The sequence below is a fragment of the Sorangium sp. So ce117 genome, from assembly GCF_051524395.1.
Lineage (GTDB): Bacteria > Myxococcota_A > Polyangia > Polyangiales > Polyangiaceae > Sorangium > Sorangium cellulosum_B.
In genome coordinates, this window is the sequence record NZ_CP150309.1 from 11,173,930 (window position 1) to 11,196,266 (window position 22,337).

Here is a 22,337-nt window from a genome sequence, read left to right on the forward strand (position 1 = left end):
CACCTGCGCTACGACGTCGGGCATGAAGCTGGCGCGCAAGCTGACGCTCGCCCTGGTGTTCGGGGTCTTCCTTGTGCTCGCGCTGAGCGCCTACGTGCAGATCCGCAGAGAGTCCAAGACCTTCGAGAACGACGTCCAGCGGGACCATCACGCGATGGGCCGCGCGCTGGCCGCCGCCATCACGGGGGTGTGGCGCACGGAAGGGCCCGCGCGGGCGCTGCGCCTCGTCGAGGACGCCAACGAGCGCGAGAGACAGGTGGACCTCCGGTGGCCTCGCCGCGGCGAACCGGAAGCTCGAGTCCGAGGCGACCGCGCGGGTCGCCGCGCTCCAGCAGCTCCGCCACGCCGAGCGGCTCGCCACGGTCGGAAAGCTCGCGTCCGGGATCGCACACGAGCTGGGAGCGCCCCTCCAGGTCATCGCGGGGCGCGCGCGCATGCTTGTCGACGGAGACGTCACGGGAGATGAGGTGCCGGCCAACGGGCAGATCATCCTCGAGCAGTCGCAGCGGATGACGCAGATCATCCGCCAGCTGCTCGATTTCGCCCGGCGCCGTAGCGCAGAGAAGCAGGAGACCCCGCTGAGGAGCGTCATTCACAGCACGTTCGTCATGCTGAGGCCGCTGGCCGAGAAGCAGGGCGTCACGATGGTCCAGGAAGAAGGAGACACGCCGGAGCTTGTCGTCCACGCCGACGCCGACCAGCTCCAGCAGGCGCTCACCAACGTGGTGGTCAACGCGATCCAGGCCATGCCGTCCGGCGGCACGCTGACCGTCGGCCTCCGGGCAGAGCGCGCCAGTCCCCCGGCCGATCAGGGAGGGGCCGAGGGGGAGTATGTCGCGCTGTCCGTTCGTGACGAGGGGCAAGGCATACCGGCCGACGTGCTGGAGCACATCTTCGAGCCGTTCTTCACGACCAAGCCCGTGGGCGAAGGGACCGGGCTCGGCCTGTCGGTCGCCTACGGCATCATCAAGGAGCACGGCGGCTGGATCCACGTCGACAGCCGGGCGGGCTCCGGGAGTCGCTTCACGATGATGCTGCCGCGGGGGAACTCATGACAGGGCGCGTCCTGATCGTCGATGACGAGCGCGGCGTCTGCGAGCTCCTCGACGCCGGGCTCAGGAAGCGCGGGTTCCGGACGGCGTGGCGGACATCGGCCGCCGAGGCGTTCGAGCTCCTCGGCGTGGAGGATTTCGACGTCGTGGTCACCGACATGACCATGCGCGGCATGAGCGGCCTCGATCTCTGCGAGCGGATCGTCCAGAACAGGCCCGATCTCCCGGTCATCGTCATCACCGCGTTCGGGAGCCTCGACACCGCCACGTCCGCCATCCGCGCCGGCGCGTACGACTTCGTGACCAAGCCGTTCGAGCTCGACGCGCTCCGGCTCACCGTGGAGCGCGCCCTGCGCCACCGCGCCCTCCGCGAGGAGGTGCGCCGCCTGCGGCGCGCCGTGGCCGACGCCCACGGCTACGAGCAGATCCTCAGCGGCAGCCCGGTGATGAGGAGCGTGTTCGACCTGCTCGATCGCGTCGCCGACTCGGACACGTCGATCCTCATCACGGGCGAGAGCGGGACCGGCAAGGAGCTCGTCGCCCGCGCCGTGCACCAGCGCAGCCGGCGGAGCGAGGGCGCGTTCGTGGCGGTCAATTGCGCCGCGGTCCCGGACGCCCTCCTCGAGAGCGAGCTCTTCGGCCACGCGCGGGGCGCGTTCACCGACGCCAAAGGGGCCAGGAGCGGCCTGTTCGCGCGGGCCCACGGCGGAACCCTGTTCCTCGACGAGATCGGCGAGCTGCCGATCGGGCTCCAGCCGAAGCTCCTGCGCGCCCTCCAGGAGCGCGTCGTCCGGCCCGTCGGCGCCGACGAGGAGCTCCCGGTGGACGTCCGGCTCATCGCCGCGACGAACCGCGACCTCGAGACAGCGATCGAAGAGCGCCGTTTCCGCGAGGATCTCTACTACCGGATCAACGTGGTTCACGTCGACCTGCCGCCGCTCCGCTCCCGCGGCGCCGACGTGCTGCTGCTCGCGCAGCATTTCCTCGAGCACTTCGCGACCGTCAAGGCGAGGCCCATCCAGGGCCTCTCGGCGCCCGCGGCGGAAAACACGCTCCCAGGCGCGCCGCGCGGCCGCGCGCCTCCTGCGTGACTGGCATGCGAGCTGCCTGCGGGCCGGTCGCGCAGATGAGCACCACCACGCCGGAGTCCGCCGCTGCGAACCGGAGCATCCCTGTCGACTGGAACGCCCTCGCGAACGCCTTCGACAACAACACTCAGCACATCCGCTATTTCCTTCACCTCGAGACAGGCGCGGTGATCCGGCTTGTCGACGGGCTCGCCGACCGGGACACGCGCGCGCGCATCGAGGAGGATCCCGGCTGCGTGCGCGTCGATGCCATCGGCGCGCCGGAGCAGTACCGGTGGCTGCAGGCGTTCATCCCGACGGTCGACGACCTCGAGCTCCAGCTGCTGCTCCTGCAGTGCCTCCAGGGGCGGGGATCGTTTCGGCGGTTCAAGGCCGTGCTCTCTGGCAGGCCGGAGCAGCTCCGACGCTGGCGCGTCTTCCGGCTCGCGCAGATCCGTGCCACCATCCTCGCGTGGTTTCACACCCGCGGTCTGATACCGGCTTCGTTCGAGCATGCGTGGCCCAGCGAAAGCGCTGAGCCGAGGAGATCTCACGCCGCCGACCCGGCTCGCCAGCGGCTCCACGCGACGGCGAGCGCCCTCGCGCCCGGCGATCTCCACGCGCTCACGTCGCTCGCAGAGTTCCTGCGCGCGACGCGCTCCGGCCTGCCGATTCCCGCGGTTTCATCGAGGGGCGACGCAGAGCGCCCCGGTGGCCTGGGCCCGTGACAGCGGGCCATGGAGACGCGATCATGAACGATATCGACGATAAACGAGATGTGACGAGCCGCCCGAGCCCCCGCCGCTGGCTCGTCGCGCGGCGAGCCACGGGCCTCGGGCCCTGGGTCGCCGGCGCCGTGCTCACGGCGATGGCCCTGGGCTCGATCGCCTGCGGCGGCGTCACCACGTTCGAAGGAGGGAAGGCGCTCGCCGTCGTGGGCCAGCCGCCCGCGCCGCCCCCGCCGCCTCCGCCGCCCCCGCCGGAGCGCGTGGTCGTGACGGACGACAAGATCATCATCAACGAGAAGATCCAGTTCGAATACGACCAGGCGACGATCCGGACGGAGTCCCACAGCTTGCTGGACGAGGTCGTCAGCACGATCAAGAAGCACACGCACATCAAGAAGATCGCCATCGAGGGCCACGCGAGCGCCGAGGGGTCGGCCGATCACAACCTGAAGCTCTCGGACCGCCGCGCCAAAGCCGTGATGAAGTACCTCGTCGACCACGGGATCGCCGCCGGTATGCTCACCGCCAAGGGCCTCGGCAAATCGAAGCCCATCGCGGACAACGACACGCCCGAGGGGCGGGAGAAGAACCGTCGCGTCGAGTTCAACATCGTCGAGCAGGACACCGCGCAGAAGACCGCGGACGCCGCGAAATGAACGCTGGTCCGAAGCCGCCCGTGAGCGGCGCTCCCCGCAAGGAGGCGAGCATGAAGCAATTGTTTTCGGGTCTCACCATGATGGTTCTGGCGAGCGCGTCCGCGGGCTGCTCCTTCGCCGTGCGGAACGCCGAGATGTACCGCGACGATACGGCCGCGCTGCTCGAGACGAGGCGCGACGAGATCAGCGCTTGTTATGACGCGGAGCTCGCGCGGAACCCCGGCGCGAAGGGCAAGGTCACCGTCGCTTTCACGGTGCTCGAGGACAGCGGCCGCATCACGAACGTCGCCGTCGACCCCGCCGGCACCACCGCGTCGGACGACGTGGCGAGCTGCGTCGTGAAGTCGATCGACGGGCTCGTCCTCACGCCGCCGGACGAGAAGCAAGGCAAGGGGAAGTTCGTCTGGGAGTTCACCGTCGGGGCTCCGAAGGCGTAGCTCCGCCGCGCCGGCGGAGCCCGGCAGCGCCGCCGCGCTCCGCCGCGCCGTCCTCCTTGTGCCAGGCGGCCACGCCCCCTATCCTGCCGCTGTGCGGCAGCGCGCACGGCGCTTGCGGCCGCTCGCCGCGCGCGCCGCGGGGCGGCTCATCGGGCTCCCGCCAAACAGGCTCTCTCAAGAGCTCGCGATCCCTCCGACACCCCACAGCGATGAGCGCCCGCACCCCCAAGAAAGCCCCTCCGCCCCCCTCCCCCGCCGGCGCGACGGACGACCTCACCGACGGCGACCGCGACGCCCTCCTGCGCTGGCGGCTCGCGCTCGGGCCCGAGGCCGAGCGCGTCGATCCTCGGCTCTCCCTCGGGGGGCTCGGCGGCGGGGCGTCCGCTCTTCACGTCGACCCGCGGCGGCTCGGCGACCTCGACAAGGCCCTCTCGTTCATCTACGACGAGCGCGCCGGCAACCTCGGCGGCTCGCGGCCGTACGTCCCCGAGTGGCTCTCCGCGGTGCGCGAGTTCTTCAGCCACGACATCGTCGCGCTCGTCCAGAAGGACGCCATCGAGAAACGAGGGCTGACGCAGCTCCTCTTCGAGCCCGAGACGCTGCCCTTCCTCGAGAAGAACGTCGAGCTCGTCGCCACCCTCATGAGCGCGAAGGGCCTCATCCCCGACGCCGCCCGGGAGGCCGCCCGGCAGATCGTGCGCGAGGTCGTCGAGGAGGTGCGGCGCGCGCTGGAGTCCGAGATCCGCACCGCCGTCCTCGGCGCCCTGCGGCGGAACACGACGAGCCCGCTCCGCGTCCTCAGGAACCTCGACTGGAAGCGTACCATCCGCAAGAACCTCCGAGGATGGGACGCCGAGCGGCGCCGCCTCGTCCCGGACAAGCTCTATTTCTGGGCGAACCAGACGCGGAGACACGAGTGGGACGTCGCGATCCTCGTCGACCAGTCGGGCTCCATGGGCGAGAGCGTCGTCTACAGCTCCATCATGGCCGCGATCTTCGCGTCCCTCGACGTCCTCCGCACTCGGCTCCTCTTCTTCGACACCGAGGTCGTCGACGTGACTCCGATGCTCGTTGATCCGGTCGACGTGCTGTTCACGGCGCAGCTCGGCGGCGGCACCGACATCAACCGCGCCGTGGCCTACGCCCAGGCGAACTTCATCGAGCGCCCCGAGAAGACGCTGTTCATCCTGATCACCGACCTGTTCGAGGGCGGCAACGCCGAGGAGCTCCTCGCCCGCATGCGCCAGCTCGCCGACAGCAAGGTGAAGTCGATCTGCCTGCTCGCGCTGTCCGACAGCGGCAAACCGTCGTACGACCACGACATGGCGCAGAAGCTCGCCGCCCTCGGGACCCCGTGCTTCGGCTGCACCCCGAAGCTCCTCGTCAAGGTGGTAGAGCGGCTCATGCGAGGTCAGGACCTCGGCCCGCTGCTCGACGCCGAGGCGCGCTGAGCGCCCGGCGGGGGCACAAAGACCACGAAGGCACAGAGGACACAGAGGTTCTTTTCCTTCCTCTGCGTCGTCTGTGCCTCCGTGGCCCCCCGCCTCTGGTACACGCGCCGCAGAGCGGCGGTCACCCGCACAGGAGACGGGCCCAGATCGACGTTTTCGGCGCGCAGGCGTACTCACGTACGCCGAGCACCGAAAACGTCGAGATGGGCCCGTATCCGAAGCGGGTGACTGCCGCTCCGGTCACCGCGCGCGGCGGGTCACCTTCGTCGAGCGCTCGTCCGTCCGACGGGCGGCGGCGCGCTTCCGGGACGTGGCGCCCCGGGCAGCGGTCGCAGAGACCCGCCGACGGGCCCCGGCCGCCCGAACCACCTCTTCGAGAGAGGGTGTCTTGACCAGGAGGGGACCCGCGCTGTCCATGGCGCTGATCGAGGGGCCAACTAGGCTGATAGAAAGTTTCACTTGAACTACCGATATGTGTGGTGGACTGATCACGTCGCTCAGCGAGGGCTCATCACCTATAAACCGTTTTGATCTTTTACGCAGCGTCGCAGTGCGGAGATCACGAGCCCTGAGCGCCCGTCCGGACGTGAACTTGTCCACCCGGGAGATCCGCTCGCCTTCCGCCTCTCACGGCGGATGCACGCAGGCACCACGGAGGCACGAAGGCACGGGTCTGGGTTTGCTCCGTGCCTCCGTGTCTCCGTGGTGATCGGCGAGGGACTGCCCCCGGGTGTCGCACCGGGCGCTCTGTCACGAGCTTGTTGCACGATGCAGGCCAACGATGGCCGGATGCCGGCATCGCCGCTTTTCCCAGGGGGACCGTGAGACGCCTTTCACGGTTGAAACCACCGGTTGCAACGGTGGCGCAGCGCGACCGCATCCCTGCCCCGGCGGGCGCCAGGTGAGACGCCAGGTGAGCTCAGGAGAGCGCCTCTCAGCCGGCGGGACCGGTCAACGACGATCCAGGGCGCTCGCCCAGGGGCCCGGACGGACCAGCCGCTCGGGGCGGGAGCGGCAACGCCACCTGAAACCTCGCCCCCATGCCCGGGGCGCTCTCCACCTGGATGGTGCCGCCGTGGGCCCTCAGGATCTGGTCCACGATGTACAGGCCGACGCCCAGCCCGCCATACGAGCTGGTGGGCGCCGCCCGCTCGAAGCGCCCGAAGATCCGGGCAATGTACTCCTGAGCGATCCCGATGCCCTGATCTGCCACCTGGAGCACCGCGGACCGCCCATCCACCGAGATGCGCACCTGGATCGGCTTGCCCCGCCCGTATTTGATGGCGTTCATGAGCAGGTTGGTGATGACCTGATCGATGCGCAGGCGGTCCCACCGGCCGATCGCGGTCACCGGCATGTCCAGGTCGAGCGTACAGCCGGCCCGCTCCAGCTCGGCCTCGAGGCGGCCCGCCACGTCGCGCGCCACGTCGCACAGATCCACGTCATCGAGGCTGAGCTCGAGGTGGCCGCTGTTGATGCGCGCCACGTCGAGCAGCGTGTCGATGAGCCGCGTGAGCCGGTCGATCTGCCCGCCGGCCTGGGAGAGCTTCGCCAGCACCTGCTCCGCCGGCAGCCCGCCGTCCGCGCGGTGGAGGGCGCGGGTGAGGCCCTGGACCTGGAGCACCAGCGCGCTGAGCGGCGTCCTCAGCTCGTGCGAGGCGACCGCCACGAAATCCTCGCGGATCTGCACGGCTTCGCGCGTCATCCGCAGCAGCCGGGCGTTCTCGAGGCAGAGCGCCGCGCGCTGCGCGACGTCGAGGGCGACCGCGAAATCGGGCGGCTCGAAGCGCTCGCCCGGCTCGACCCACACCATGCTGAGCGCGCCGAGCACCTCGCCGCGCGTGACGAGCGGCACGCACAGGTAGCTGCTGGCGCCGATCTCCTGGATCACGGCGGGATCGTCGATGTCGAGCGCCACGGCGACGTCGCGCGGAGCGCACTCGACGCGCAGGTCGGGGCGGCCGGTCGTGAGCACCGCGCCGACGCCGTCCGCGGTCAAGGAGAGCTCCCGCGGGCCGAACCGCGCCATGAACCGCGCCGCGTCGCGGGCCCTGTGCGCGGCCGCGAGCCGGCGCGCGCCGCCCTCCTCCCGCATGTCGAGCACGCACCAGGTGCAGACGCGCTCCGCGGAGATGCGCACGAGGGCCGCCGCGACGCTGTCCTCGTCGAGCGACGCCGAGAACGAGCTCGACGCCTCCGCGAGGATCTCCGAGCGGCGCACCGCGGCCTCGGCCTCGGCGCGGGCCGCCCGCTCGCGCGTCAGGAGGTGCATGCGCTCCTGCTCGTGGCGCTTGCTGTCGTCGATGTCCGTGAAGCTGCCGAGCCAGGCGACCACCCGCTTCCAGACGTCCCGCTCCGGGACCGCCCGGCACAGGTGCCAGCGGTAGGCGCCGTGAATCGACCTGAGGCGACACTCGCCCTGAAAAGGCTCACCCGACTCCAGGCAGCGCCGCCACTTGCTGACGAACTGGTTCAGATCGTTCGGGTGCACGGCGGCCTGCCAGCCCCAGCCGCGGAGCGCCTCGAACGCGAGCCCCGTGTACTCCAGCCAGCGCGAGCTCACGTAATCGATGCCGCCGTCGAGCTTCGCCGTGAAGACGCACTGCGGGATGGCGTCGGCCAGGTTCTGGTACCTCGCCTGCGCGGCGCGCCGGAGGTCCTCGACCTCGGCGTCGCGCCGCCGCTGCTCGGCCTGGCGCAGGAGCTCCGCCTGCTCCTTGATCTGCTCGCCGCGCCGGTGGAGCTCGACGAACACGGCGACCTTCGCCTGGACGACCTCCGGCTCGAGCGGCTTCAGGAGGTAGTCGACGCCGCCCACGGCGTACGCCCTGTAAATGGCCGCGAGATCGTCCGTCGCCGCCGTCAGGAAGATGATCGGCGTGTGGCGCGACCGCTCCCGCTGCTTCACGAGCGAGGCGACCTCGAAGCCGTCGATGTCCGGCAGCCGCACGTCGAGCAGGATGACCGCGAAATCCTCGGACAGGATCCTGAGGAGCGCGTCCTTCCCGCTCGCCGCGGTCACGAGGCGGTAGCTCTCGTCGACAAGGATCGCCCTGAGCGCCGTCAGGTTCTCCGGCTGATCGTCGACAAGGAGAATGCTGGTCGTCTCGGGCGGGGTGGACACGGTACGGCTCCGTGGCTCAATCCGGCCGCACCCAGTGCAGGATGGTCGACATCAGCCGCCCCTCGTCCACCGGCTTGGCCACGAAATCGTTCAGGCCGGCGTCCAGGCACTTCTGTCGATCTTCCGGCATCGCCTTGGCCGTCACCGCGATGATCGGCAGCTCGTTGAAGCGAGGATCGCTCCGGATCTCCCGCGTCGCCTCGTAGCCGTCGAGCTCGGGCATCATGATGTCCATGAGGACAACATCGATCGACGAATCGGCGTCGCGCAAGATCTCGATACCGTGCCTTGCGTTCTCGGCCAGGACCACGTGCGCCCCGCGCCGCTCGAGCAGGCTCGTGATGGCGAAGACGTTGCGCGCGTCATCGTCGATGACAAGCACGCTGCGCCCGGCGAGCGCGACCGAGGAGGAGCCGTTCGTGAGGAGCGGCGCGACCGGCTCGGGCAGCTCGGCGCGCGCCGGCCTCGTCGCCTTCGGCTCCGTCCGCTCCGCCGGCAGGTACAGGGTGAACTTGCTGCCGAGCCCGGGCGTGCTGTTCAGCGAGATCTCCCCGCCGAGCAGGCTGGCCAGCTCCCGGCTGATCGTCAGGCCGAGCCCTGTGCCGCCGTAGGTGCGGCTGGTCGACGCGTCCGCCTGCTGGAACGCGTCGAAGATGAGCGTCTGCTTCTCTGCCGGGATGCCGATCCCCGTGTCCGTGACGGCGAACGCCAGGACGGTCTTCGCCTTGACGAGCGTCTCCCGCTTGAACGTGAGCCCCTTGCTGGCCACCTCGATCTCGAGCGAGATCCGCCCGGACGACGTGAACTTGAACGCGTTGGACAGCAGGTTCTTCAGGATCTGCTGGAGCCGCTGCAGATCCGTCATGATCCCCGCGGGGACGCCGGTCGCGACCCGCACCCAGAACTCGAGCTCCTTCTGCTCGGCGATCTGCCGGAAGCTCCGCTCGACGTACTCGGCCAGCTCGGAGAGCAGCACCCGCTGGGTCTTCACGTCGATCTTGCCGGCCTCGATCTTCGACAGGTCGAGGATCTCGTTGATGAGCTGCAGGAGGTCCTGCCCCGCCGCGGCGATCGTCTTCGCGTACTCGACCTGCTTCGGCGTGAGCGTGTGCTCCTCGTTGTCCGCGAGGATCCTGGCGAGGATGAGCAGGCTGTTCAGCGGGGTGCGCAGCTCGTGCGACATGTTCGCGAGGAACTCGGACTTGTACTTCGAGGTGCGCGACAGCTCCCTCGCCTTCTCCTCCAGGGAGGCGCTGGCGCGCGCGATCTCGCGGTTCTTGATCTCGAGCTCCGACGCCTTCTCCTCCAGCTCCTGCGAGCGCGAGCCGAGCTCGGTGTTGGACCTCTGGAGCTCCTGGAGCAGCTCCTCCGTCCTCATGCTGGCGCCGATCATGTTGAACACGACGCCGATCGACTGCGTGAGCTGCTCGAGGAACGTGAGGTGGATGGGCGTGAAGTTCTGGAAGCTCGCCAGCTCGATGACCGCCTTGAGGCCGCCCTCGAAGAGCACCGGAAGGACGCAGATGTTGCGCGGCGGCGCGTCGCCGAGGCCCGAGCTCACCCGGATGTAGTCGTCCGGGAGATCCGTGACGACGATGCTCTTCTTCTCCAGGCCGCACTGCCCGACGAGCCCCTCGCCCAGCGCGAACCGGTTGGAGATGCCCTTGCGCTTCTGGAACGCGTAGCTCGACGTGAGCTTGAGCGCCGGGTACTTCTCCTCGGACTCGAGCACATAGAAGGCGCCGTGCTGCGCCGACACGAGCGGCGTCACCTCGGACATGATGAGGCGAGAGAGCGCCTCGATCGTCCGCTGCCCGGCCATCATCCCGGAGAAGCGCGCCAGGTTCGTCTTCAGCCAGTCCTGCTCCTGGTTGGCGCGCGTCGTGTCCCGCAGGTTCGAGATCATCTGGTTGATGTTGTCCTTCAGCTGGAGGACCTCGCCCTGCGCCTCGACCGAGATGGCCCGCGTGAGGTCGCCCTTCGTCACGGCGGTGGCGACCTCGGCGATGGCGCGCACCTGCGTGGTGAGGTTGCCCGCGAGCTGGTTCACGTTGTCGGTGAGGTCCCTCCACGTGCCGGCCGCGCCGGGCACCTTGGCCTGGCCGCCGAGCTTGCCCTCGATGCCGACCTCGCGCGCGACCGTTGTCACCTGCTCGGCGAACACGCGGAGCGTGTAGGTCATGTCGTTGATGGTGTCCGCCAGCGACGCGATCTCGCCCTTGGCCTCCAGGGCGAGCTTCTGGCGGAGATCGCCGTTCGCGACCGCGGTCACGACCTTGGCGATGCCGCGCACCTGCGAGGTGAGGTTCGAGGCCATGACGTTGACGTTCTCCGTCAGGTCCTTCCATGTGCCGGAGACCCCGGGCACCTGCGCCTGGCCGCCGAGCTTGCCCTCGGTGCCTACCTCGCGCGCGACGCGCGTCACCTCCGCGGCGAACGCGCGCAGCTGATCGACCATCTTGTTGATGGTGTCCTTCAGCTCGAGGATCTCCCCCTTCGCCTCGACCGTGATCTTCTGGGACAGGTCGCCGCTCGCGACCGCCTTCGTGACGAGGGCGATGTTGCGCACCTGGTTCGTCAGGTTGCCGGCGAGCTGGTTCACGTTGTCGGTGAGGTCCTTCCACGTGCCGGCGACGCCCGGCACCTGCGCCTGGCCGCCCAGCTTGCCGTCCGTGCCTACCTCGCGCGCGACGCGCGTCACCTCCGCGGCGAACGCGCGCAGCTGATCGACCATCTTGTTGATGGTGTCCTTCAGCTCGAGGATCTCCCCCTTCGCCTCGACCGCGATCTTCTGGGACAGGTCGCCGCTCGCGACCGCCTTCGTGACGAGGGCGATGTTGCGCACCTGGTTCGTCAGGTTGCCCGCGAGGACATTCACGTTGTCGGTGAGGTCCTTCCACGTCCCGCTGACGCCGCGCACCTCCGCCTGCGCGCCCAGCTTGCCCTCCGTGCCTACCTCGCGCGCGACGCGCGTCACCTCCGACGCGAACGCGCGCAGCTGCTCCACCATCTTGTTGATGGTGTCCTTCAGCTCGAGGATCTCCCCCTTCGCCTCGGCGGTGATCTTCTGAGAGAGATCGCCCTTGGCGACGGCCGTCGTGACGAGGGCGATGTTGCGCACCTGGTTCGTCAGGTTGCCGGCGAGCTGGTTCACGTTGTCGGTGAGGTCCTTCCACGTGCCGGCGACGCCCGGCACCTGCGCCTGGCCGCCGAGCTTGCCGTCCGTGCCTACCTCGCGCGCGACGCGCGTCACCTCCGCGGCGAACGTCCGGAGCTGCTCCACCATCTTGTTGATGGTGTTCTTCAGCTCGAGGATCTCCCCCTTCGCCTCGACCGTGATCTGCTTCGACAGGTCGCCGTTCGCCACCGCCGTCGTCACGACCGCGATGTTGCGCACCTGGTTGGTCAGGTTCCCCGCGAGGACATTCACGTTGTCCGTGAGGTCCTTCCACGTCCCGCTGACGCCGCGCACCTCCGCCTGCGCGCCCAGCTTGCCCTCCGTGCCTACCTCGCGCGCGACGCGCGTCACCTCCGACGCGAACGCGCGCAGCTGCTCCACCATCTTGTTGATGGTGTTCTTCAGCTCGAGGATCTCCCCCTTCGCCTCGACCGTGATCTGCTTCGACAGGTCGCCGTTCGCCACCGCCGTCGTCACGACCGCGATGTTCCGCACCTGGTTGGTCAGGTTGCCCGCGAGGACATTCACGTTGTCGGTGAGGTCCTTCCACGTCCCGCTGACGCCGCGCACCTCCGCCTGCGCGCCCAGCTTGCCCTCCGTGCCTACCTCGCGCGCGACGCGCGTCACCTCCGACGCGAACGCGCGCAGCTGCTCCACCATCTTGTTGATGGTGTTCTTCAGCTCGAGGATCTCGCCCTTCGCCTCGACCGTGATCTGCTTCGACAGGTCGCCGTTCGCCACCGCCGTCGTCACGACCGCGATGTTCCGCACCTGGTTCGTCAGGTTGCCCGCGAGGACATTCACGTTGTCCGTGAGGTCCTTCCACGTCCCGCTGACGCCCTGCACCTCCGCCTGCGCGCCCAGCTTGCCCTCGGTGCCTACCTCGCGCGCCACGCGCGTGATCTCGGAGCCGACGGTCTGCAGCTGCTGGACGACGTCGTTCACCTCATCGGCGATCTGACCGATCGTCCCAGGCACCTCGCCGATGCCGACGCGCGCGGAGAAGTTGCCGGCCTTCACCGCCTTGAGCACCTCCAGCACGGCCTGGAGCTGCATCTCCCGCACATCCAGGTGGCTGCCGTTGGCGCCGCGCTTGCGGGGCGGCGGCTTCTTCTTGCTCGCTCCGCTCCCGTGCTTGTCCTTCGAGGTCGCCGCGATGTTGTTCGATTGCATGACCACCTTCCTGACGACGATAGCGCGCCTGGAGTGCTAGTTCCCGCTTCAGGTGTTCAGGCCTCGTCGACGCCGGGGGAGCTCGGCGTCATGAGGCCCTGGAGGACCGCCGTCACGACTTGCCGCGGCGCAACACTTCTGCGACTTGCCGCTGGAGACGAGCATGCTCGATATCGCGAGCGCGACGCTCGAGTGCGCGTCGCATGCGAGAGCTTAGCTCATCGGAGCGGAAAGGTTTGGAGAGGTAGTCGGAGGCGCCGACGCGGAGGGCGCGCATCCCGGTCTCGACGGAGCCGAACGCGGTGATCGCGATGATCGCCAGCGACGGGTCCTGCTCCTTGGCCCGCGCGATCAGCTCGATGCCGTCCATCCCCGGCATGCGGATGTCGGTGATCAGCAGGTCGAAGTCCCCCGACGGCAGCAGATCGAGGCCCGACATCGCATCGGCCACGTGCGTCGCCTGGTAGCCGTGGTCCTTGGCGATGTCAACGACGAACCGGCCGAGATCATCGTCGTCCTCGACAACCAACACGCTCGGTGAGCTGAGACTCATGCTTTCTGCCCTTCCTCTCCACCCCCTCGACTGGCCCCTCTACTCGACTCCGAGCTCGCCTCTGAGCTCGCTTCCACGCTCGCCGGTGAACCGGACGCGATCGCGGGTAGCGTGACACGGAAGCGCGCCCCGCCTGTCGACGAAGCGGCGGCCTCCACCGAGCCGCCGGCTTCCTCGACGATCCCACGGACGATCGCGAGCCCGAGCCCGCTCCCGCCGCCGGCCGCCTTCGTCGTGAAGAACGGGTCGAAGATCTGCTGCAGATCCTCGGCGGGGATCCCCGGCCCCGCGTCGGCGACCTCGAAGCACACGATGGCAGAGCCCGCTGGACCTTCACATTCGGCCAGGACGCGCACCGCGAGCTCGCCGCCGCGGCACTGGGCCTCGACGGCGTTCAAGCACAGATTGAACACGACCTGAAACAGACGATCGGAGTCGAGGGCGACGCGCGCCCTCGCGGCGCCCTCGCACACGACGCTCGGCTCGATGCCGCGCCTCCTGCACTCCGGGCCGAGGAAAGCGACCACATCGTCGATGACGCGCCGGAGATCGCTGTCCGCCCGCTGCGGTCTCGGCGGCCGAGCGAGGGAGACGAGGCGAGAGACGACGCGCGTGATCCGCTCGGATTGCCGCGCGATGGTCTCCAGCTCGGCGCGCAGGTGCTCCGGGCAGCCGGGCAGGTCGGCCGCGCGGCGCGCGCGGCCATGGATCACGTTCAGCGGCGATCCGATCTCGTGGCCGAGCGAGGTCGCCACCTGCCCCGCGGCGGCGAGCGCCTGCGCCTGCTGCAGCTTGCGCTCCCCGTTCACGCGCGCCGCCTCCTCCCGCACGGCGCGCTCCCGCGCCTCGCGGAGAGAGCAGGTCATCGTGTTGAAGGTGCTCGCCAGGCGAGAGAGCTCCTCCGCGCCGCGCTCGGGCACGGCCGCGTCCAGATCGCCGCTCGCGACGCGCTCGGCCCCGGCGAGGATGGCCCGCGCCGGGAGCGCGACCGTGAAGCGCCCGACGAGCCCGGCGACGACCGCGCTGACCAGCAGCAGCACGAGGCCGGTCACCGCGAGGCCGTGATTCAACGTCCTCTCGAGCACCTCGACGTAGTGACGATCGCGCACCAGGACGGCGACCAGGGGCTGATTGGCGCTGCTCGGCCGGATGGAGACCGTGCGGAGCAGCACGGATTGCTCGGCCAGGCTGGCGGTCTCCTCGATGTCGCCGCCTTCAAGGAACGCCCGGCGCGCGAGCTGCTCGAGGCGCGCTGCTTCGCGCTCGACTCCCTTCGTGATGAAGATCGCCTCACCTTCCCTGGTGAACGCGGCGATGCCAAGGATGCGCTCGGCGCTCGCGAAATCCTCTGCCCTCCGCCGGACGAGCGCGACGTCCTTGCGCTGCAGCGCGCTCTCGACGAACGCCTGAAGCAGGGTGGCGTAGTTGCGGAGCTCCGCCGTGGCCTCCTCCCGCAGGACCTGCTTGCGGTGCGCCGACGCGAAGATGCCATACAGCAGGATGGCCATCGCGATGGGGAGGACGAGAGACAACCAGAACTGGTGCGCGAGCCTCATCCCCCCCGGTCGGCGCTGGTGCTGCAGTACCATACGGCGATCCACCGCGACCCCCAGGGGACGCCCACGCGTTAACATCCCGCGTCATAGCGCGGGTGCATTTTCCTACTTGGCGCGCACTTGGCGAGCTCATCCGCGTCGTTCGGCTCGCGCCGCGTACCTTCGTACGCCTCACTCGCCTGCCTAACGGCTGAGCTCGTATCCCACGGATCTGTACCCCGTTTTATCAGCCACCGAGATGCGAAGCCCTCGAATTACATCACCATTCCACCTGAGCGGCAAGCGCAACCTCGCGATCGACACGAGCGCTGATCTCGCTACCTCGCCACACGAGCGCTCGGCGTCAGGTATTGCCTGAGCGCTGCTCAGGACCGGGCGGACTCCTTCGTGACATCCGTCACGCGACCTGCGTGGATGCTACGTGGACGCTACGTGGATGACGCCCGCGCGCGCTTCGCCGCCGGCGCGGCCCGTGCCGCCCGTGCGGCGCGCTTCGCCCCCCCGCCGCGCGCCGCGCTCACCGCGAGCCGCTCTCCCCACCGCGAGATCGCCTGCGCCACCTCGCCGAATCCCCGTCCGGCGTCGGTCAGCTCGTACTCCACGCGCACGGGGGGCCCCGGCAGGACGCGCCGCACCACGAGGCCCAGCGCCTCGAGCTCCTTCAGCCGGCTGGAGAGCATCCGATCGCTGATCGCGTCGAGCCGCTCGCCGATCTCGCCGAAGCGCAGCGCCCCCTCCTCGAGCGTCGCAATGATGAGCCCGTTCCAGGGCTTCGCGAGCACGTCCATCGCGACCTGAAACTTCTCGCAGAGGTGCTGGCACGCGTGCTTCATGTGTCGTCCCAGACACCAGAATGACCTATCCACTTCCAAAAGGGAAGTGACTTGACATCGTGCAGTGCAGATTCATGATGCTCGCCGAACGGATGCCACTTCCCTTTCGGAAGCTACATCTTCTTTGCAAGGAGCATCGATCGTGACCACCGCCAAAGACCTGCTCTTCAGCCCCTTCGCGCTCGGCCCCCTCTCGCTGCCGAACCGCCTCGTGATGGCGCCGCTGACGCGCTGCCGCGCGGGAGAGGGCAACGTGCCGACCGAGCTCAACGCGCGGTACTACGAGCAGCGCTCCTCTGCGGGCATCATCATCACCGAGGGGACGCAGGTCACCCCGGAGGGCGTGGGATATCTCCGCACACCCGGCATCCACACGGACGCGCAGGTCGCCGGGTGGCGGCTCGTGACGGACGCGATCCACCGGGCGGGGGGGCGCGGCTTCCTTCAGCTATGGCACGTCGGGCGGGCGTCGCACCCCTCGTTCCAGCCGAACCGGCAGGCGCCCGTCTCGTCCTCGGCCGTCGCCATCCGCAACGGCCACGCGCACACGCCCGAGGGCCCGCAGCCGTACGCCGCCCCGCGCGCCCTGGAGACGGGCGAGATCGCCGGCGTGGTCGCGCAGTTCGAGGACGGCGCGCGCCGGGCCAAGGCCGCCGGCTTCGATGGAGTCGAGATCCACGCGGCGAACGGCTACCTCATCGACCAGTTCCTCCGGAACGGCGTGAACCAGAGGACGGATCGGTACGGCGGCTCGGTCGAGAACCGGGCGCGGTTCCTGCTCGAGATCACCGAGGCCGTGACGGGGGTGTTCGGCGCCGACCGGGTCGGCGTGCGGGTCTCGCCGCTGGGCGAGTTCAACGACATGAGCGACTCCGATCCGAGGGCGATCTTCGGCCACGTCGCCGCCGAGCTCTCGGCGCGCAAGGTCGTCTACCTGCACGTCGTGGAGCCGCTCTCGGGGCAGGCGCTCGACGCCGCGGCGCGGGTGACGCCCCTCCTCCGCGATCGGTTCCGCGGCGCCCTCGTCGTGAACGGCGGCTACACGCTCGAGACCGCGGAGGAAGCGCTGCGGACCGGCGCGGCGGATCTCGTCTCCTTCGGCGCGCCCTTCCTGGCCAACCCCGATCTTCCGGAGCGCCTGTCGCGCCGCGCGCCGCTCAACGCGCCCGACGTCGCGACCTTCTACTCCGAGGGCCCGCGCGGCTACATCGACTACCCGCGCCTCGGCGAGGCCGCGGTGGGGCGCGTCAGCGCCGGCGCACAGCTGGCCTGACGGCCTGACGGCCTGAGGGCCCGAGGGCCTGATCCCACGATCCGATGGCCTGATCCGGCGGAGGCGGGCGGAGGCAGCAAAGAGCTCCCGCGCCATCGCCCGTGATAGCCTTCCAGGCCGATGCCGGCCGCCCATCCGCTGCTCCCGAACGACGAGATCCCCACGGCGCCGCGCCCGGCGCGCTCGCCCGCGGAGGCGCCGTGAGCGCGGCCCCGGGCGACGTGAAGCGCATCGGGGCCGGCGAGCTCCGGGCGTTCATCCAGGACGCGGGAGAGCTCAAGAAGGGCACGCTGCTCTACGACGGCGGGCAGCTCCTGAACCTCGCGCGCTACGAGAACAAGCTGTTCTGCGACGCCAAGGGCTCGGGGGCCTCGCCTTACAAGGTGTCGCTCGTCTACAGCGACGCGCCGGCGCCCGCGTTCAAGGGGCGCTGCTCCTGCCCGGCGCGGACCTTCAACACCGCGTTCTGCAAGCACGCGGCGGCGCTGCTCGTCGCGTGGGCGCGCGCGCCCGAGTCGTTCGCCGTGAGCGAGGCGCCGCCGCCCGGCGCGCCGGGCGGCGACACCGCGCGCAAGAGCGTGAAGAAGGGCAGCGCGAACGCGCAGGCCATGATGAAGTCCGGGGTCGAGCAGGTCGGCACGCTCGTGCGCGAGCTCGGCGTGTCCGGCGTCGCGACGATCGGGGGCGACCGCATCGAGCAGATGGAGAAGCTCGCCGAGGCGCTCCGGGAGAACCGCCTCCGGCGCCTCTCGGCGCGCACGCTCGACCTCGCCGCGCTGCTCCGCGGGCAGGCCGCGGGGGGCCGGCAGGCCCGGGGCGCTCCCCGCGGCGCGCTGTCGGCGGTCGCCTACGCGAACGTGATGGCCGATCTCCTGCTCACCGCCCGCAAGCTCGAGAAGCACCTCGCGGGCGAGCCGCTCGACGACCGCCACGTCGAGGAGCTCGTCGGCAAGACGTGGAAGGCGTCCGACAGGAAGCCCGCGGAGGGCCTCACGCTCATCGAGTACGCCTTCTCGACGCGTACGACGAGCGACGATTTCGTCATCCGGGAGAGCCGCTTCATCGACCTCGAGTCGGGCCGCCACTTCAGCGAGAAGCAGATCCTCCCCGTGTTCCTGGCGAAGCGGACCGACCCGAAGCGAAGCTTCGCCGGCGAGGTGCTCGCCGGGGCGCGGGCGACGACCTACCCGGGCTACCCGCCGCTCCGCGTCGACTTCAGCGATCTCGGCGACAAGCGCCCGCTCGACGCCGGCGCCCTCGAGGCCGTGCTCGCGCGGGCGCTGCCCGACGTCGGCGCGGCGCTCGCGGCGCTCCAGGAGCACCGCAAGGACGTCTTCGCGCCCGACCTCGTGCCCGTGGCGGTGCTCACCGACACGCTCTTCGCGCGCGGCGCGCGGCTCGCGGCGGTCGACGACAAGGGGGAGGCGCTCCACCTGCCCGACGACCCGGCGCTCGAGGAGCGGCTCGCCGGCTCGCTCCGCGACGCGCGGCTCCGCGCGCTGCTCGGGGACATCGGCATCGACGCAGCGCTGCCCACGCTGTGGCCGCTCGCCGCCGTCGTCGAGGGGCCGCTCGGCCTGGAGCTGCGCCCTGTCCTCGATCAGGGCGCCGGGCAGGGGAGCGCGGCGCGTGGCGGGCCGCTAGAGGGCTCCGCGTGGAACGCCGCCGCCCGCGAGGCGGGCGCGTCGCCCGCGGCCATCGCGCTCGGCGAGGTCCGCGAGGAGCTCGCCGAGGCGCTCGTCACGGGCCTGACAGGGCTCAGCGCGCGCGCGACCGATCCGCTGGCCGCGCGGCTGCGCGACCTCCGCCTCGAGAAGCAGGCCGCGCTGCTCCAGGCGCTGCCGCAGCGGCCCGAGCCGGCCGATCGGCTCGACGACTTCATCAAGCTCTACCAGGTGCTCGAGATGGCGCTCGTCCGCCTGGCCGGCGCGACGCAGATCGACCGCGCCTCGACCGAGCGCGTGCCGACCTACGAGAGCGTCGCGGTGGCGCGGCCCGACGAGACGCTCTCCCCGGACGAGGTGGCCCGGCGGCGCGCGGCGGGCGCGATGAACCGCTACGTCGCCGCGGTCCACCACGCGCGCTACTACGCGTCGCTGCCGGCGAGCGAGCTCGTGGCGAACATCTTCCCGATCTGGGCGGACGGCACCGCGACGCCGACCATCGCGAGGACGTTCGCGCCGCTCGGGGCCGAGGCGATCGCCGCCGCGGAGAAGGCGCTCACGGTGAAGGCGGGCCGCGTGGCGAAGCTGACGGCGGTGCGGGTGCTGCAGGCGGTCGTGCTGCACGGCGGCCCGGCCCGCGCCGAGGCCACGGCGATGCTCGGCAAGGTCGCGGAGCACGCGAAGGACGCCGGCCTGCGGGCGCTCGCCCGCGACGCGCTCGACGTGATCGATGCGGCGCCGTCGGGCGGGCCGGGGAACGACGCGGTGCGCGCCCGGCGCGCCGCGCGGCTCGGGCGCGTGCACGAGCTCGCGAAGACGCTGGGCGCCGCGCCGACCAAGGAGGAGCGGCTCGAGGCGCTGAAGGCGCTCTCCGAGCTCGGCGATCTCGCCGCGCTGCCGGCGTTCCGCCGCGCGTTCTACGCGGACGCCTCCCGCGACGTGCGCGAGGAGGCCGCCTACGCGCTCGCGCAGCTCGGCGACGTCGAGATGGTCGAGACCTTCGTGCGGATGCTGGCGAGCCGCGGCGTGGACGAGCGGGAGGCGAAGATCGCCGCGTACGCGCTCGGCTTCCTCGGCGACGTCCGCGGGCTGAGCGAGCTGCTCTCGGCCTACGCCGACGGATACAAGCCCGGCATCGTGGCGGACGCGATCCGCGCGTTCGGCCCCGTGGCGCTCACGCCGCTCGTGGACCTCATCGAGGCGCGGCCGGAGCTCGCGAAGCGCGCGGCGGCGCTCGACGCGCTGAAGAAGATGGACGACACCGCGGTGGCGGCCTGCCTCGTCGAGCGGATCGAGGCGCGGCGCGGCGACGCCGATCTCGCCGACAAGGCGCCGCTCTACCTCAAGCTCGCGGACGTGCACGCGCACAGCCGGCGCGAGGTCGCGGCGGCGCTCATCTCGGCGCTCTCGAGCGCCCCCGGCAAGGAGGCGCAGGCGGCCGTCAAGGCGGCGCAGAAGGCGCTCGGCGTCGTCAAGCGCAGCAAGTAGCGCGGTGTCTCCCGGAGAGCGTGAGTGCGCGCGCCGCGCGGGGCGCCCCTCGCCACGACGAGGACCGGAAAGCCGATGTGTTTCGCTACGGTAGCTCCACAAGTCTCCAGTACTTGTTGAGCGCCGCCATGAGCTCGACGAAGCTGAGGAACGTGACCGGCTTGAGGAGATAGCCAGCCACGTTGAGGTTATAGGCGCCCACCTTGTCGCGGTCGTCGTTCGATGTGGTCAACACGACGACCGACGTGGCCCCGAGCTCTGGATCGGCCCGTAGCTCGCGCAGGAACTCGATCCCGTTCATCTTCGGCATGTTCAGGTCGAGCAGGATGAGCCGTCGTTCGACCGGGACGACACCGCTGCGCAGCATCTCGAGGGCCTCGACGCCGTTCCCGGCGACCCAGAGGGGATTCGAGATGTTGTTCCGCTTGAACGCCCGGCGGACATTCATCACGTCGACGTCGTCGTCTTCGACGAGGAGGATGTTCAAGAGTTTTTCTTCGACGTCCATTGTCTCCTAGGTTCTCATTGGCGAGATGGACGTGAACGTCAACTCCCTGCGAGGCGGCCGCGCCAGTCAGGTGCGATAGGGGCGGAGTCGATGCGCGCTGGTCGGTCAGCTCGCCCGGGGCCGCTGACGCCAGAGCGTCATCAGCACCCGTCCGACCTGGACCACGCGGCCGACCCGCCCTTTCGGCCCGGTGTCCGCAGGACGGAACGGTTCGGTGCGGTAGCTCGCGCTCGGGGGCGGCGCCTCGCGAGGAGCGGCGGCCTCAGCCGGAGCCGCGGAGACGGACGCCGGCCCGAGGCGCTTGTCGAGGTGGACCTCGACCGCCTCGCCGACCAGGTTGCTCATGTCGCGATCGTTTTCGATGCAATGGAGCAGCAGCCGATCCGCGAGCGGATCGGGCAGGTAGACGGTGACCGCGCGCCGGGAGCGGCCGTCGTTCCCGAGGAGCACCGGCGGGCCGGCGTGCGGCTCCGAGGTGGTGGCGAGCGCCTGGGGCCCGGCGGCGGCCTGGGGCCCGGCGGCGGCGCTGGCTGCCTGCGGCGCCGTCGCCGCGAGCGGCTCTGCGCCTGGCCGCGCCTCCGGTGCTGGCTCCTGCGGCGCCTCCTGCGCGCGCTCCTGCCGCGCCTCGACGGGCTTCTCGCCGTCGTGCGCGCGCTGATGGGCGGCGGGCTTCGACCTCACGACGTCGTCTGCCGCTTTGCCGCCTTCGCCGCCTGCGACGAACGCGTCGGCCTTCTCAGGCGACGGCGGCTTTCGTAGCGAGACCGCGACTTGCTTTTTGGCCATGGTGAAGCTTCTCCAGTTCTTCGAGAAGGTGGGTGATCTCTCTGGCCGCGGCGTCCCGCGGTGCGTAGCCCGTCACCCCTTGCCCGCAGGCGAGGGACTCCTGGTAGGCGATGCGATAGCCGAGCTCCGTGGAGAGCACCGGCAAGCCCGACGTCTCGAGCACCGCGCGCGCCGATTTGCCGAGCGCCGTGCGGCCTTGCTTGCGCGTGATGAGGATGCAGCCCTTGAGCGCGCTCCGCAGCGCGGAGGCCTCGCGGAACACCTCGATCGCGGCGGTGAGGGCCCAGGCGTCCGCGGCCGTGGGGCCGCAGGGGTAGACGGCGATGTCGGCGACCATCAGCGCCGATCGCGCGATCTCTCCGTGGCGCGGCGGGCAATCGATGACGGTGAGGTCGTACGCGGCGGCGACTTCCGGCAGCTGTCCCGGCTTGTGCATCGAGGCGCCCATGGCCATGACGGTCGGCGTATCGTGCCCCGCCTCGGCGGCCACGTCGCCCCACGTGCGGACGGTCCCCTGGGGATCGGCGTCGACGAGCAGCACACGCCGGCCGCTCGCCAGCGCGGCCACGGCGAGGCTCACGGCCGTGGTGCTCTTGCCGATCCCACCTTTCTGTCCGGTGAGCGCGATGATCATGATAGACCCCCCTAGCAGAACCTTCGCCGGGCGGTCCACTTTCTTGCAAGCGCGGACAGGGCTTCTACCGAGCCGTCCTGAGGGGAATTCCCGACGAGGACGTTGATTTCTCGGTGCTGTCGACGGGTTGGCCGGCACATCGCAGGAGGTTGTTCAGCTCTCTATCCGGCGGGAGC

At 70.3% G+C, this 22,337-nt stretch carries 15 protein-coding genes and 1 pseudogene; 8 read left to right on the top strand and 8 right to left on the bottom strand.

Annotated features, from left to right (window positions below):
• Positions 1 to 416: 416 nt before the first annotated feature.
• The 6 genes and pseudogenes from WMF46_RS41900 to WMF46_RS41925 all read left to right on the top strand — a co-directional run bounded on the left by WMF46_RS41900 (position 417) and on the right by WMF46_RS41925 (position 5,391).
• Positions 417 to 1,055 carry a sensor histidine kinase gene (locus WMF46_RS41900; RefSeq protein WP_437987997.1) on the top strand — a complete coding sequence of 213 codons (639 nt, stop codon included), beginning with the start codon at positions 417 to 419 and terminating at the stop codon, positions 1,053 to 1,055.
• Positions 1,052 to 2,107, top strand: a pseudogene (locus WMF46_RS41905) (sigma-54-dependent transcriptional regulator); the annotation flags it as partial. The gene WMF46_RS41900 and the pseudogene WMF46_RS41905, both read left to right, overlap by 4 nt.
• Positions 2,108 to 2,178: 71 nt before the next feature.
• Entirely contained in the window at positions 2,179 to 2,847 is a 669-nt protein-coding gene (locus WMF46_RS41910) for a UPF0158 family protein (RefSeq protein WP_437982357.1), read from the top strand.
• A gap of 23 nt (positions 2,848 to 2,870) precedes the next feature.
• A complete protein-coding gene (locus tag WMF46_RS41915; RefSeq protein WP_437982358.1) occupies positions 2,871 to 3,503 on the top strand; it encodes an OmpA family protein in 633 nt (210 codons plus the stop codon).
• Between the two features lie 50 nt (positions 3,504 to 3,553).
• Entirely contained in the window at positions 3,554 to 3,940 is a 387-nt protein-coding gene (locus WMF46_RS41920; RefSeq protein WP_437982359.1) for an AgmX/PglI C-terminal domain-containing protein, read from the top strand.
• 209 nt (positions 3,941 to 4,149) lie between these two features.
• A complete protein-coding gene (locus WMF46_RS41925) occupies positions 4,150 to 5,391 on the top strand; it encodes a VWA domain-containing protein (RefSeq protein ID WP_437904994.1) in 1,242 nt (413 codons plus the stop codon).
• 934 nt (positions 5,392 to 6,325) lie between these two features.
• On the opposite strand, the gene WMF46_RS41930 is transcribed toward WMF46_RS41925, so the two are convergent.
• The 5 genes from WMF46_RS41930 to WMF46_RS41950 form a co-directional block, all read right to left on the bottom strand.
• Entirely contained in the window at positions 6,326 to 8,515 is a 2,190-nt protein-coding gene (locus WMF46_RS41930; RefSeq protein WP_437982360.1) for an ATP-binding protein, read from the bottom strand.
• A gap of 16 nt (positions 8,516 to 8,531) precedes the next feature.
• Entirely contained in the window at positions 8,532 to 12,866 is a 4,335-nt protein-coding gene (locus WMF46_RS41935; protein ID WP_437982361.1) for a HAMP domain-containing protein, read from the bottom strand.
• Positions 12,867 to 12,978: 112 nt separating this feature from the next.
• Positions 12,979 to 13,419: a response regulator gene (locus tag WMF46_RS41940; protein ID WP_437982362.1), complete on the bottom strand. Its 441-nt coding sequence runs from the start codon at positions 13,417 to 13,419 to the stop codon at positions 12,979 to 12,981.
• A complete protein-coding gene (locus tag WMF46_RS41945) occupies positions 13,416 to 15,008 on the bottom strand; it encodes an ATP-binding protein (RefSeq protein WP_437982363.1) in 1,593 nt (530 codons plus the stop codon). Before WMF46_RS41945 ends, WMF46_RS41940 begins: the two co-directional genes overlap by 4 nt.
• 395 nt (positions 15,009 to 15,403) lie before the next feature.
• The gene (locus WMF46_RS41950; RefSeq protein WP_437546281.1) at positions 15,404 to 15,808 is read right to left on the bottom strand and encodes a winged helix-turn-helix transcriptional regulator; all 405 of its coding nucleotides are present in this window, start codon (positions 15,806 to 15,808) and stop codon (positions 15,404 to 15,406) included.
• Positions 15,809 to 15,950: 142 nt separating this feature from the next.
• Between WMF46_RS41950 and WMF46_RS41955 the strand changes: the two genes are divergently transcribed.
• On the top strand, positions 15,951 to 17,081 hold the full coding sequence (locus WMF46_RS41955; protein ID WP_437982364.1) for an alkene reductase: 1,131 nt from the start codon (positions 15,951 to 15,953) through the stop codon (positions 17,079 to 17,081).
• Positions 17,082 to 17,281: 200 nt separating this feature from the next.
• Positions 17,282 to 20,233 (top strand): HEAT repeat domain-containing protein, encoded by a 2,952-nt coding sequence (locus tag WMF46_RS41960; protein WP_437982365.1) that lies wholly within the window; start codon positions 17,282 to 17,284, stop codon positions 20,231 to 20,233.
• 85 nt (positions 20,234 to 20,318) lie between these two features.
• Here the strand turns inward: WMF46_RS41960 and WMF46_RS41965 are convergent, their stop codons facing one another.
• From WMF46_RS41965 to parA, 3 genes are all read right to left on the bottom strand, one after another.
• The gene (locus tag WMF46_RS41965) at positions 20,319 to 20,741 is read right to left on the bottom strand and encodes a response regulator (RefSeq protein WP_272102242.1); all 423 of its coding nucleotides are present in this window, start codon (positions 20,739 to 20,741) and stop codon (positions 20,319 to 20,321) included.
• Positions 20,742 to 20,846: 105 nt separating this feature from the next.
• Positions 20,847 to 21,527 carry a hypothetical protein gene (locus WMF46_RS41970; RefSeq protein WP_437982366.1) on the bottom strand — a complete coding sequence of 227 codons (681 nt, stop codon included), beginning with the start codon at positions 21,525 to 21,527 and terminating at the stop codon, positions 20,847 to 20,849.
• Entirely contained in the window at positions 21,478 to 22,200 is a 723-nt protein-coding gene (parA, locus tag WMF46_RS41975) for a ParA family partition ATPase (protein WP_437982367.1), read from the bottom strand. Before parA ends, WMF46_RS41970 begins: the two co-directional genes overlap by 50 nt.
• Positions 22,201 to 22,337 lie beyond the last annotated feature (137 nt).

Bases quoted from the DNA above. Each gene is read 5' to 3' on its own strand.
- WMF46_RS41915 (WP_437982358.1), top strand. From the start codon at position 2,871: ATGAACGATATCGACGATAAACGAGATGTGACGAGCCGCCCGAGCCCC.
- WMF46_RS41950 (WP_437546281.1), bottom strand. From the start codon at position 15,808: ATGAAGCACGCGTGCCAGCACCTCTGCGAGAAGTTTCAGGTCGCGATG.
- WMF46_RS41940 (WP_437982362.1), bottom strand. From the start codon at position 13,419: ATGAGTCTCAGCTCACCGAGCGTGTTGGTTGTCGAGGACGACGATGAT.
- WMF46_RS41935 (WP_437982361.1), bottom strand. From the start codon at position 12,866: ATGCAATCGAACAACATCGCGGCGACCTCGAAGGACAAGCACGGGAGC.
- WMF46_RS41945 (WP_437982363.1), bottom strand. From the start codon at position 15,008: ATGGTACTGCAGCACCAGCGCCGACCGGGGGGGATGAGGCTCGCGCAC.
- WMF46_RS41965 (WP_272102242.1), bottom strand. From the start codon at position 20,741: ATGGACGTCGAAGAAAAACTCTTGAACATCCTCCTCGTCGAAGACGAC.
- WMF46_RS41970 (WP_437982366.1), bottom strand. From the start codon at position 21,527: ATGGCCAAAAAGCAAGTCGCGGTCTCGCTACGAAAGCCGCCGTCGCCT.
- WMF46_RS41925 (WP_437904994.1), top strand. From the start codon at position 4,150: ATGAGCGCCCGCACCCCCAAGAAAGCCCCTCCGCCCCCCTCCCCCGCC.
- WMF46_RS41920 (WP_437982359.1), top strand. From the start codon at position 3,554: ATGAAGCAATTGTTTTCGGGTCTCACCATGATGGTTCTGGCGAGCGCG.
- WMF46_RS41910 (WP_437982357.1), top strand. From the start codon at position 2,179: ATGAGCACCACCACGCCGGAGTCCGCCGCTGCGAACCGGAGCATCCCT.